General features: G+C 71.7%; 9 protein-coding genes, 1 rRNA gene and 1 pseudogene. 5 read left to right on the forward strand and 6 right to left on the reverse strand.

Annotated features, from left to right (window positions below; all coding sequences use genetic code 11):
* Positions 1-258: 258 nt before the first annotated feature.
* From QMZ92_RS32655 to mtnA, 4 genes are read right to left on the reverse strand one after another with little or no spacing between them, the layout of a single operon-like run.
* A complete protein-coding gene (locus QMZ92_RS32655; protein ID WP_283301194.1) occupies positions 259-2097 on the reverse strand; it encodes an LpqB family beta-propeller domain-containing protein in 1839 nt (612 codons plus the stop codon).
* Positions 2087-4132, reverse strand: coding sequence for an MtrAB system histidine kinase MtrB (gene mtrB / locus QMZ92_RS32660; protein ID WP_283301195.1), 2046 nt, complete (start codon positions 4130-4132; stop codon positions 2087-2089). Before mtrB ends, QMZ92_RS32655 begins: the two co-directional genes overlap by 11 nt.
* Before the next feature lies 1 nt (position 4133).
* Positions 4134-4823 (reverse strand): two-component system response regulator MtrA, encoded by a 690-nt coding sequence (mtrA, locus tag QMZ92_RS32665; protein ID WP_208868138.1) that lies wholly within the window; start codon positions 4821-4823, stop codon positions 4134-4136.
* A 4-nt stretch (positions 4824-4827) separates the two neighbouring features.
* Complete coding sequence (gene mtnA / locus QMZ92_RS32670) at positions 4828-6009, reverse strand: S-methyl-5-thioribose-1-phosphate isomerase (protein ID WP_283301196.1); 1182 nt, start codon at positions 6007-6009, stop codon at positions 4828-4830.
* A gap of 182 nt (positions 6010-6191) precedes the next feature.
* Between mtnA and QMZ92_RS32675 the strand changes: the two genes are divergently transcribed.
* Genes QMZ92_RS32675 through QMZ92_RS32695 form a run of 5 tightly spaced genes read left to right on the forward strand, consistent with a single transcriptional unit; the run spans position 6192 to position 11613 of the window.
* On the forward strand, positions 6192-7406 hold the full coding sequence (locus QMZ92_RS32675) for a DUF7847 domain-containing protein (RefSeq protein ID WP_283301197.1): 1215 nt from the start codon (positions 6192-6194) through the stop codon (positions 7404-7406).
* A 4-nt stretch (positions 7407-7410) separates the two neighbouring features.
* Positions 7411-8100 carry a DUF4129 domain-containing protein gene (locus QMZ92_RS32680; RefSeq protein ID WP_283301198.1) on the forward strand — a complete coding sequence of 230 codons (690 nt, stop codon included), beginning with the start codon at positions 7411-7413 and terminating at the stop codon, positions 8098-8100.
* On the forward strand, positions 8097-9311 hold the full coding sequence (locus QMZ92_RS32685) for a DUF4350 domain-containing protein (protein WP_283301199.1): 1215 nt from the start codon (positions 8097-8099) through the stop codon (positions 9309-9311). The genes QMZ92_RS32680 and QMZ92_RS32685 overlap by 4 nt, the downstream gene beginning before the upstream one ends.
* Positions 9308-10291, forward strand: a complete 984-nt coding sequence (locus tag QMZ92_RS32690; RefSeq protein WP_283301200.1) for an AAA family ATPase — start codon at positions 9308-9310, stop codon at positions 10289-10291. The genes QMZ92_RS32685 and QMZ92_RS32690 overlap by 4 nt, the downstream gene beginning before the upstream one ends.
* 11 nt (positions 10292-10302) lie before the next feature.
* Positions 10303-11613, forward strand: a complete 1311-nt coding sequence (locus tag QMZ92_RS32695) for a DUF58 domain-containing protein (protein ID WP_283301201.1) — start codon at positions 10303-10305, stop codon at positions 11611-11613.
* A gap of 300 nt (positions 11614-11913) precedes the next feature.
* Here QMZ92_RS32695 and QMZ92_RS36610 read toward each other — a convergent pair.
* Together QMZ92_RS36610 and rrf are read right to left on the reverse strand one after the other, a co-directional pair.
* Positions 11914-12079, reverse strand: a pseudogene (locus QMZ92_RS36610) (winged helix-turn-helix domain-containing protein); the annotation flags it as partial.
* 137 nt (positions 12080-12216) lie between these two features.
* A 5S ribosomal RNA gene (gene rrf / locus QMZ92_RS32705) occupies positions 12217-12333 on the reverse strand.
* Positions 12334-12365: the final 32 nt, after the last annotated feature.

Consider the following 12365-nt stretch of genomic DNA (forward strand, 5'->3'; position numbering starts at 1 on the left):
GCGGGCCAGGGCTGTGGACAACCCGGGCGGCCTGTGGAGATCCTCCGCGAGGAGTGGGAGGCGGTCGGCTCGCCGAGGGACGGGCCGAGCCGGGAGTCCGGTCCCGCCCAACCACGACGAACCCGGGGAGCGTCCCGATTGGGACCGGCGGACCCAGGTTCCGTTCGGTCCGGACCACCGGCCGATGGCCGCGGCCCGTCCGGACAGCGTGACGAAGCCCGCGCCCGGTCGCCGCAGGACACCGACGAGCTCAGGCGTTCAGCCCGGGTAGACCGGCCACGTCCCCTTCTCGACCATCGTCTGCCAGTTGGCGTTCGGCATCAGCCGCACCAGCCCGTCGTCCGAGACCGCCACCAGGAGTTGCTCCTCGTCCTCCGTGGCCGCCACCGCCGACACCTTGTTGAGGCCCGGAAGACCGCCTGCCGGTGTGAGGGAGCCGTCCGTCTCGATGTAGCGCACCTGCTGCACACCGCCGGTCTCCTTGCCGACCACCACGAGACGGCTCGGCCCGGCCCAGGACAGGGCGGTCACCGACTCCAGGCGCGGTGCCGCCGCCCGCAGCTCCACCACGGACACCGAGGTCGCCCCCGCTGCGTCCGTGCTCCGCTCGATCCGGCCGATCTGCAGGGTGCTCTTCCCGTCCTTGGACAGCAGCAGCGCCATGCGCACACCATCGGCCGACACCCGCAGCGACTCGATACGCGCGCCGTCGAGTCCGTCGACCGCGACCACCTGCGCAGGCCCCTTGCCGCCCGCGAAGCGCAGCAGCCGCGGGTCGGCCGGGTTCCGATCGGCGACCCACAGGTCGTTGCGGTCCCAGCTGGGCGCCGAGAGCCGGTCCGCGGCCCGGGGAGCGGCGCTCTGGGCCAACGGAGCGGCCAGGGGCTCGTCCGAGACGATCGACGCCGCGTACAGGGACTTGCCGTCCTGCGAGACCGCCGCCGCCCGGTGCAGACTGCGTGCCACGGCTACCGTGCCGATCTCCAGCTGCCCGTCGCCGAACGGCCCTCGGACCAGCGTCTTGTCTATGTTCTTCGGCTTCGTCCCCACCACGGCCATCCGATGGTCGCTGTCGACGAAGTACACGTGGGGGCTGGGCGAGAGCCTCTCCAGCGAGTACGCGTCCGCCTGGTCGGCGGTCAGCACGCAGAGCGGGGAGCCGTCGGTCCGCTGGAGCTGCACCTGCTCGACGCGGGGTGCCGCCAGTTCCCGCAAGGTGAGCAGCATCTGCGTCGCAATCCGCTTGCACACCGCTCCGCCGACGTTCGACGCCTTGTCGTTGAGCGGCACCTTCAGCTCGCCCTGGTCGTCGGGGGTCAGGGACGTGACGCCCTTCTTCAGGCCCGCACCCTTGGGGAACGGGGAGTCCACGACCGGCGTCAGCCAGTTCGCGGGGCCCTCGAAGAGCGCCGAGATCGTCTGGGTCACCGGATCCATCCGGGTCACCGGATCCTGCCGCTGACGGATGTACACCGGGTCCGCGACCACCGTGTTCTGCCCCGACACCCAGTAGTACTTGTTCACCGACAGGTGGTTGCGCAGGAAGTCGCTCTCCCCGAGCACGAGGCCCTGGGGAGCGGCGTCGATGCGCCACTCCTTGCCCTTGCCGTCCGGGGTGTTCTGCCGCACCAGCCGCAGCGCGCCGCCGTACTGCGTGGGCACGACCGACTTGTACTCGTGGCGGTCGACCGTCGCGATCAGTTCGCCCGACAGCGCGTAGGTCAGCTCTTCGCCCTCCTCACGACCGGGTGGGGCCGACGACTCGGGGGCCTCGGTCAGCACGGTCGTGAGCGACTCGGGCCGCCACTTCTTGGTCCACCTCTTGGTGAGGTACTTCCGGGCGGTCGCGTAGCTCGGATCGTCACTGGTCATGGCCTCCAGGAAGCCGTCGACGATCTCCTGGGGCCTGGCGCCGTCGCGGGGCGGGACGGCGTACACCCGTACCTGTGAGTCCGGCCCCTGGGTGGCCCTCACCTGCTCCACGTCGCCGCTGTCCGGCATCGATGCGCAGCCGGCCAGCACGAATCCGGCGCATACGAGCAGCGCCGTGCCCCGTGTGACGCGTCCGCGGCCGTACCGACGCCCCTCAGCGCCCACGAGTGGTGTCCTCCCGCTCGGAAACCTGTCCCGGGACTGCTTCCGCCGTCCCTCCGTCACCCGTCCGCTCCGGCACCGGGCGGGCCACCACCCGGGCGCCGCTGCCGGGCAGCGCCGCCGGGTCCACCGCCGCCGACGGCGGCGGCGTGTGCGGCGGCACCGCGGACCGGCCGGGTATCGCCAGGCCCGGACGGTGCGCACCGGGCTGCGACGGCACCGTCGACAGCCGCAGCGCCCGGTCGTTCGCCGCGTCGGCGGCGGCACGCTCACGGGCACGCCGGGAGTCCTCGGGCTCCAGCGGTATCGGCGACCCCCGCAGCGGCTCGTCCGCCGTACGCGGCAGGGTAAGCCGGAACTGCGAGCCGCCTCCGGGCTCGCCCCACGCCTGCAGCCAGCCGCCGTGCAGCCGTGCGTCCTCCACGGCGATGGACAGGCCCAGGCCGGTGCCGCCCGTCGTGCGCGCCCGTGCCGGATCGGCCCGCCAGAAGCGGTTGAAGACCCGGGTCGCCTCGCCGGGCTTGAGTCCCACCCCGTAGTCCCGTACGGCCACGGCGACCGCTCCGCCGGCGGACGCCATCCGCACGACCACGTCGCGGCCCTCGCCGTGCTCGACGGCGTTGACGACGAGGTTGCGCAGCACACGCTCGATGCGCCGGGCGTCGGCCTCCGCCACCACCGGCTGCTCGTCCCCGACGACCCGGATCCGGCTGCCCTTGCGCTCCGCCAGCGGCTCGGCGCCGCCGATCACCCTTTGGACCACCTCGCGCAGGTCTATCGCCTCGGCTTCGAGGGCCGCCGCACCCGCGTCGAACCTGCTGATCTCCAGCAGGTCCGCCAGCAGCGACTCGAACCGGTCCAGCTGGTCGGCCAGCAGCTCCGCGGAGCGCGCCGTCGCCGGATCGAAGTCGCTCCGTGCCTCGTGGATGAGGTCCGCGGCCATCCGCACCGTCGTCAGCGGCGTGCGCAGCTCGTGCGACACGTCCGAGACGAAGCGGCGCTGCATCCGCGACAGCTCCTCCAGCTGCTGGATCTTGTGCTGCAGGTTCTGCGCCATCCTGTTGAAGGCCTCGCCGAGCCGGGCGATGTCGTCCTCGCCGGTGACCTTCATACGCTCCTGGAGCCGTCCGGCGGACAGACGCTCGGCGATGCCCGCGGCCATCCGGACGGGCGTGACGACCTGCCGCACCACCAGCCACGCGATCGCCCCGAGCAGGACCACCACGAACAGACCCGCCGTCGCCAGCGTGCCCTTGACCAGGCTCAGCGACTCCTCCTCCTGCGTGAGCGGGAAGAGGTAGTAGAGCTCGTACGAGTAGCCCGCGACGTCGTTGAGCCGCTTGCCGACGACCAGACCGGCCTCGGGCTCCTTCGGAACCGAGTACTTGATCTTGACGTAGGTCTGGAACGTGCCCGTCCCCTGCGCGACCGAGCTGCGCAGCGCCTGGGGAACGCTGGTCACGTCCACGTCCCCGGACGCCCTCGGCGCCCGGCTCGTCCCGGCGTCGTCGGAGTCCGGACTCAGCGCCACCACGTGGTACGCGCCCTGACCGCCACTGGCCAGCTGCTTCACCAGCTCGGACCGCCAGTTCACGGAGCTGCGGCTGGGCCTGCCGTCAGTCGCGTCACCGTCCTGGCCGTCGAGCCCCGAGGCCCCGCTCGCCTTCTCCTGCGCGGCCGCGAAACCACCCGTGGCCTGGCTCAGGGCGGCCTGTTCCTTGGCGTCCAGGAGTCCGTTGCGGACCTGGCCGATGACGACGAGGCCGAGCAGCAGCACGACGCCCAGCGACATCAGCAGGGTGCCGGCGACCACGCGGAGTTGGATGTTGCGTCGCCACAGCCGAACGGCCGGCAGCAGCGGGCGCCTGAACCAGCGCACGACGAGCCGGAGCACCGGCCCGCCCGGAGCACCGTCCGGCAGCAGCCGCCCACCGGGGAGGAGACGGCCGAAACGTGATGACCCGCGCCCGGGCCCGGCAGCCCGCCCCGTACGGACTCCCGGCCCCCCGGGCTTCGGAGCAGCGCTGCCCACGGCCATGTCAGCTCGGTCCGGCCTTGTAACCGACGCCGCGGACGGTCACGACGATCTCCGGCCGCTCCGGGTCCTTCTCGACCTTGGAGCGCAGCCGCTGCACATGCACGTTCACCAGACGGGTGTCCGCCGCGTGCCGGTAACCCCACACCTGCTCGAGCAGCACCTCGCGCGTGAACACCTGCCACGGCTTGCGGGCGAGCGCCACGAGCAGATCGAACTCGAGCGGGGTGAGAGCGATCGACTGACCGTCGCGCTTCACGGAGTGCCCGGCCACGTCGATGACCAGGTCGCCGATCGCGAGCTGCTCCGGCGCGGGCTCCTCGGACCTCCGCAGCCTGGCCCGGATACGGGCCACCAGCTCCTTCGGCTTGAACGGCTTGACGATGTAGTCGTCGGCACCGGACTCCAGCCCGACCACCACGTCGACGGTGTCGCTCTTGGCCGTGAGCATGACGATCGGCACACCCGACTCCGCCCGGATGAGCCGGCACACCTCGATGCCGTCCCGGCCGGGCAACATGAGATCGAGCAGCACGAGGTCCGGCTTGGTCTCCCGGAAAGCGGCGAGTGCCTTGTCGCCGTCCGCTACGAACGACGGCTCGAACCCTTCACCACGCAGCACGATGCCGAGCATCTCGGCCAGTGCGGTGTCGTCGTCGACGACAAGGACGCGTCCCTTCATAATCGACATCATCCCATTAGCTAATCGTTACCTGGCGTGACCTGGAACACAGCTCGGCGATCCCGGCCCCGGTGACCGGGGAGACGACCCCTTCCTCCGTGACGATCGCGGTCACGAGTTCCGGCGGCGTCACATCGAACGCGGGGTTGTACGCCTGGGTCCCCACCGGCGCGACCAGCGCCCCGGGGGCACCGGAGGCAGCCTCCGATGAGCCCGGCACGGGGAGAGTTGTGACACCGGTCACCATCTCCGGCACAGGCAGCTCCGTCACCTCCTGCCCGGGCCGCTGCTCCACCTCTATCGACGCGCCGTCGGGCGTCGATAGATCCACGGTCGTGGTCGGCGCCACCACGATGAACGGCACATGGTGGTACCGGGCGAGGACGGCGAGCGGATAGCTGCCCACCTTGTTGGCCACGGAGCCGTCCACCGCGATCCGGTCGGCACCGACCAGCACGGCGTCGACCTCTCCCGCCGCGAACAGCGATCCGGCCGCATTGTCCGTGAGCAGGGTGTACGCCATCCCGTTCCGGGCCGCCTCGTACGCGGTCAGTCGCGCGCCCTGGAGCAGCGGCCGGGTCTCGTCCACCCACAGTCTGCGCAGCCGGCCCGCCCTGTGCGCCGCCAGCGCCACCGCGAACGCCGTGCCCTCACCGCCGGAGACCAGCCTCCCGGTGTTGCAGTGCGTGAGGACCCGGTGGCTGCCGCCGGGCAGCAGCTCGTCCAGCAGCGCGAGCCCGTGCCGCGCCATCCGTTCGCTCGCCTCGGCGTCCTCGCGGTGCAGCTGCCGCGCCTCGGCCAGCACGGCGGCGGCCGCCTGCTCCGCGTCCGCGCCCCTGCCGGCCGCCGTCTCGTACGCACCTGCTGCCCGCCGCACCCCGTAGCCGAGGTTCACGGCGGTGGGCCGCGCCGCCTCCAACAGCGACGCCGCTTCCGCCACGTCGTAGCCCCGTGCCGCGGCCAACGCGACCCCGTATGCCCCGGCGATCCCCAGCAGCGGCGCACCGCGCACGGCCAACGTCCGGATCGCCTCCACGAGGGCCGGAACATCGGTGCACACCAGCTCCGCCTCTTCGGCCGGCAATCTGCGCTGGTCCAGCAGAACCAGCACCGGGCCTTCCGGGAGCTCGTCCCAACGCAGCGAGTCGAGCCCGGGGGGCTGTTCGCCGTCGAGGGTTTGTACGTACTGATCAGCCATCCGCCCAGTCTGCCCGCTGACGCACGCACAATGAAGGAGAGAACGAGATCCACGGCCCGGCCCGCCCGCGGCCGGTGCGTGGCACGATGGCTGCCAGCCTCCCGCCCTGACGTGCGGACAGGCGCCGTGACCCAGCCGGCTCGCCGAGCCGGCACCGCGACACATCCACGAGGTGGACGACCGTGAACGACACTCCGGGCTGGGCCTCGCCCGGATCCTCCCCGTCCGACGACCGGAATGCCGGAGCGCCCGGCCCCGCCGACGCTCCCGACACCTCCTCGAAGTGGTCCAAGGAGCAGCCGCCCGGGGGCCGGTGGGCCCCGCCGACCGGACCCGGCGGCGGACCCGTGCCCCCGCAGACCGGCGGACCGGGCTGGGGTGGCGGACCGCAGCGAGGCGGGTGGGGGCAGCCGCCGGCCGCGAAGCCCGGAGTGATCCCGCTGCGCCCGCTCGGAGTCGGCGAGATCCTCGACGGCGCGGTGTCCACCCTGCGCGTCCACTGGCGCACGGTCCTGGGCATCACGATCACGGTCTCCGTCATCACCCAGATCTGCGACATCCTCGTCCAGCGCTATCTCGTCCCACAGCCGCCCAGGGTGGATCCGAACGCCACTCCTGAGGAAACCCTGAGCCAGCTGGGGGACCAGCTCAACGCGACGCTCGTGGGCACGGCACCGGTCATGGCGATCACTCTGATCGCCACGCTCTTCACCACCGCCCTGCTGACCGTGGTCATCAGCCGCTCGGTACTGGGCCGCGACGTCACGCTGTCCGACGCATGGCGCGAGGCGCGACCGCGACTGCCCCAACTCCTCGGCCTCACCCTGCTGCTGCCGCTGATCGCCACCACGGTGCTCGCCAGCGGACTGCTGCCGGGCCTGCTCCTCGGCTCCGAGGGCGGCGCCGCCCTCGCCGCACTCGGCGGGATCGCCGGCGCGGTCGTCACCGTCTGGCTGATGGTCCGGTTCGCACTCGCCTCGCCCGCCCTCATGCTGGAACGGCAGGGCGTCGTCCAGTCGATGCGGCGCTCGGCGAAGCTGGTGCGCGGAGCATGGTGGCGGGTCTTCGGCATCCTGCTGCTCACGATGCTGCTGATCTTCCTGGTCTCCCTGATCATCACCATCCCGTTCGGCGTGATCGCCTACATCGTCGACGGCGATGGCCTCAGCGGACTGGTCTCGGGCCGTACACCGGAGTTCGGCTGGCCCTTCCTGATCATCACCGGCATCGGCGCGGTGGTCGCCTCGTCCATCACCTATCCGATCTCGGCGGGTGTCACCGTGCTCCTCTACGTCGACCAGCGCATCCGCCGCGAGGCTCTCGACCTCGAACTGGCCAGGGCGGCGGGCGTCAACGACCACGGCGCGGCACCGGGCGACGACACCTCCAGGAGCTGATGCCGTGTCCGTCACGGGGGGAGCGACCAGGGCGTGGCTGCGGGTCCACGCCGACGACGACGTGCCCGTGGACCTCCCTCGTGTCCCCGCGAGGGAGGCGGCCGAACGCGAGCTGTCCAAGCCGATGTACCACGAGAACGATCCCAACCTGGTCGAGCGCGCCCTCAACCGCTTCTGGGAGTGGCTCACCGACGTGCTCGACACGGCGGCGGGAGCCTCACCCGGCGGTCCGCTCGGGCTCGCCGTGATCGCCCTGCTCGTCGCCGCGCTGGTCGCCGCACTGTGGTGGCGGATGGGGACCCCGCACCGCACGCTCACCACAGGGGACGCGCTCTTCGACGACCGCGCCCGCAGCGCCGCCGAGCACCGGGCGACCGCCGAGACGCACGCCGCCGCGGGACGCTGGAACCAGGCGGTCCAGGAACGGATGCGCGCCATCGTCCGCTCACTCGAGGAGCGCGCCCTGCTCGAGCCCCGCCCCGGCCGCACCGCCGACGAGGCCGCCGCGGAAGCGGGGCGCCCCCTGCCCGGCCACACCGACGCACTGCGCACGGCGGCCCGTACCTTCGACGACGTCACATACGGCGGACGCACCGCCGACCAGCACGCGTACACACGTCTGCGGGACCTCGACACCGAACTGGGGCGCACCAAGCCGGATCTGACAGCCACGGCCCCGGGGGCCGCCGGATGACCGGGGACACGACCGGCACCACCGCGGTGTCTCCGACCACCCACCAGGTCTGGATCCGAAGCCGGGGAATCCTGCTCGTGCTCGTGGTCCTCGTCGTGGCCGGCTTCGTCATCGCGGTCATCCGCTCCGGCGGCGGCCACGGCCGCCTCGACCCGCGCTCCACCGACCCCTCCGGCAGCCGCGCCGTCGCCGAACTGCTCAAGGACCGAGGCGTCACCACTCGCGTGGTCACCACCCTGAGCGAAGCCACCACCGCGACGGGCCCCGACACCACTCTGCTGGTCGCCGGGCCCGACCTGCTGAGCGGCAGGCAACGGGACGCCCTGCACAAGGCGATGGCCTCCTCCGGCGGCCGCTCCGTCCTCGTCGCCCCCGGCCCTGACTCCGTCGGCACCCTCGCCCCCGGAACCTCGGCCGACACACCCGCCCCGGTCTCCGCGCGTGAGCCGCAGTGCACCTTCCCGCCAGCCCGGCGAGCCGGGAGCGCCGATCTGGGCGGCGAGCGCTACACCACCGACAACACCCTCGGCAGCGACTCCTGCTATCTCGTCGACGGACTCCCCACGCTGCTCCGGACCGACGCTCCCGGAGCCGGCGACACCGTCCTCCTCGGCTCCCCCGACATCCTCTACAACGAACGCCTCGACAAGGAGGGCAACGCGTCGCTCGCCCTCCAACTGCTCGGTTCCCGCCCTCATCTGGTCTGGTACCTCCCTTCCCTCTCCGACGGATCGGTCGCCGGGGACGACGGCACCCGCGACGGGCGCGGGGAGGGCGATACCGGCATCGGCCGGCTCATCCCTTCCGGATGGCTCTGGGCCACCCTTCAGCTCGCCGTCGCCGCCGTGCTCGCCGCCGTATGGCGCGCCCGCCGGCTCGGGCCGCTCGTCAGCGAACGGCTACCCGTGGCCGTGCGTGCCTCCGAGTCCACCGAGGGCCGGGCACGCCTCTACCGCAAGGCGAACGCCCGCGACCGCGCCGCCTCCGCCCTCCGCCAGGCCACACGGACCCGGCTCGCCCCCCTCCTGGGCGTCACCCTCGCGGACGTCCATTCACCCGACCTCCTCCTCCCGGCCGTCTCGGCACATCTGCGCAACAGCGACCGCGACCTCCGGACTCTGCTCTTCGGACCGGCCCCTGCCGACGACGCCGCACTCATCCGCCTGGCTGACCAACTGGACGCCCTCGAACGAGAGGTAAGCACTTCATGAGCGCCCCGACCCCCGAGACCGCCGAGCACTCGGACGACGCACGCGCCTCGCTGGAGGCCCTGCGCACCGAGATCGCGAAGGCCGTGGTCGGTCAGGACTCCGCGGTCACCGGGCTGGTCGTGGCCCTGCTCTGTCGTGGCCATGTCCTCCTCGAAGGAGTCCCCGGCGTCGCCAAGACCCTCCTCGTGCGGGCGCTGGCCGCTTCGCTCGAACTGGACACCAAGCGGGTCCAGTTCACCCCGGACCTCATGCCCAGCGACGTCACCGGCTCTCTGGTCTATGACGCGCGGACCGCGGAGTTCTCCTTCCAGCCGGGCCCGGTCTTCACCAACCTCCTGCTGGCCGACGAGATCAACAGGACACCGCCGAAAACCCAGTCATCGCTTCTGGAAGCCATGGAGGAACGCCAGGTCACCGTCGACGGCACACCTCGCCCTCTCCCCGAGCCCTTCCTGGTGGCCGCGACTCAGAACCCGGTCGAGTACGAGGGCACATACCCCCTGCCCGAGGCACAGCTCGACCGCTTCCTGCTGAAGCTGACCGTGCCGCTGCCGTCTCGCGACGACGAGATCAACGTCGTCGCCAGGCACGCCGAAGGCTTCAACCCTCGGGACCTGCAGGCCGCCGGGCTCCGCCCCGTCGCCACACCCGCCGACCTGGAAGCCGCCCGGACGGCCGTCGCCAAGACCTCGGTCTCCGCCGAGATCGCGGGCTATGTCGTCGATATCTGCCGTGCCACCCGTGACTCCCCCTCACTCACCCTCGGGGTCTCTCCCCGAGGCGCCACCGCCCTGCTCTCCACTGCGCGGGCCTGGGCCTGGCTCACGGGACGCGACTACGTCATCCCCGACGACGTGAAGGCCCTCGCCCTGCCCACCCTCCGTCATCGCATCCAGCTCCGGCCTGAAGCCGAGATGGAAGGCGTCACGGCGGACTCGCTCATCACCGCCATCCTCGCCCACGTCCCCGTCCCCCGCTGAGGCGGTGCGCCATGGTCCTCACCGGACGAGCGGCTCTCCTCGCCGCTCTCGGCTCCATTCCCGTCGGGCTCCTCGCACCCAGCTGGACGGGGATCCTGGCCGTCAACGCACCACTCTCAGTAGCAATTCTGTGCGACTACGCCCTGGCCGCACCAGTCCGAACTCTCCAGTTCACCCGAACCGGTGATTCGTCCGTCCGACTCGGCAAGAGCGCGGAAGTACAGCTCACGATCACCAACGCCTCCTCCCGACGGCTGCGCGCCCGCCTGCGCGACGCCTGGCCACCAAGCAGTTGGCTCCCGGGAACCGAGCAGGCCGCCTCACGACACACGGTGACGGTGCCGGCCGGCGAGCGCCGCCGTCTCAGGACGGTCCTTCGCCCCACCCGCCGCGGTGACCGCCACGCCGAGCTCGTCACGGTCCGTTCCTACGGACCGCTCGGCCTCGCCGCCCGCCAGGGGAACCACCGGGTTCCCTGGACGGTCCGCGTCCTGCCGCCCTTCACGAGCCGCAAACACCTGCCGTCCCGGCTGGCCCGCCTCCGCGAACTCGACGGGAGGACCAGTGTGCTGACCCGTGGGGAGGGCACCGAGTTCGACAGCCTCCGCGAGTACGTGCCGGGGGACGACACCCGCTCCATCGACTGGCGCGCCACCGCTCGGCAGACCACTGTCGCCGTCCGCACCTGGCGGCCGGAGCGGGATCGTCACATCCTGATCGTGCTGGACACGGGCCGTACCGCGGCCGGAAGAGTGGGCGACGTCCCACGTCTTGACGCGGCCATGGACGCCGCTCTCCTCCTCACCGCACTCGCCACCCGTGCCGGTGACCGGGTGGACCTGCTGGCCTACGACCGCCGCGTCCGCGCCCAGGTACAGGGTCGAGCGGCCGGGGAGATCCTGCCGGCCATGGTCGACGCCATGGCGCCTCTGGAACCGGAGTTGGTGGAGACGGACGCTCGTGGCCTCAGCGCGGCGACGCTCAAGCACGCCCCCCGGCGCTCTCTCGTCGTGCTGCTGACCGGCCTGGACGCCGCCCCCATCGAAGAGGGCCTCCTGCCGGTGCTGCCGCAGCTCACGCAGCGCCACTCGGTGATGGTCGCCTCGGTTGCCGATCCGCACGTCGAGAAGATGTCCGGCGCCCGCGGCAGCCTGGACGCGGTGTACGAGGCCGCGGCCGGCACCCAGGCCCAGCTACAGCGCCGCCGCACGGCGGAACAACTCCAACGCCATGGCGTGACCGTGGTCGACGCCACTCCCGAGAACCTCGCGCCGGCTCTGGCCGATGCCTACCTGGCGCTCAAGGCAGCGGGACGTCTGTAGCGCCGCACCAGGCGACGTTCGCCCCGTCGCGGCGCCCGGCACGGCGACTCGCGGCGTTGGCGGATCAACCGAGTGGGCCCACCACGAGGTCGATCCGGCGCCTTGCGATCCTTCCCCTCGGCTTCCCCACGGCCCGGAGCGCCAGGGGAGACCCCATCCGCCGGAGGCGGCTCCTTGACGGGCAAACGACGATCAGACCGCCGAGTTGGATACACGCGCGAATCACCAGGTCGCGGAAGTCGCGCCAGCCCGAAGCCCTTGGGCGGTCCTTGTGCCCCGGTGCACTCGCGGACCGAGGTGCCACGACCAGCCGTGCCGCTTCCATCTGCCGCCACGTCCGCTCGACCGTGTACGGCACGTGGAACAGCCGGCCGATCAGCGTCCTCACCCGGAGCAGGGGCCACCGTTGATGAACCCAGCCGTGGGCCAGAGGGCCGCGCTCCATCGCCCGCTCCAGCCCGGCGACACCGACACCACCGAATCCAGTTCCGTAACAGTCGCTGTCCCGGTTCCTCGACCGAAGTCCGGGAACGGAGCGGAATGCCCCCCCAGAACGCGAGAAAGCCCCGGACCATCACGGCCCAGGGCTTTCCCAGAAGAATTGTTCGGCGGTGTCCTACTCTCCCACAGGGTCCCCCCTGCAGTACCATCGGCGCTGAAAGGCTTAGCTTCCGGGTTCGGAATGTAACCGGGCGTTTCCCTAACGCTATGACCACCGAAACACTATGAAGATGTCGAACCCGGCCGACCAC

Origin of the sequence: Streptomyces sp. HNM0645, from assembly GCF_030056615.1 — a bacterium.
GTDB lineage: Bacteria > Actinomycetota > Actinomycetes > Streptomycetales > Streptomycetaceae > Streptomyces > Streptomyces marianii.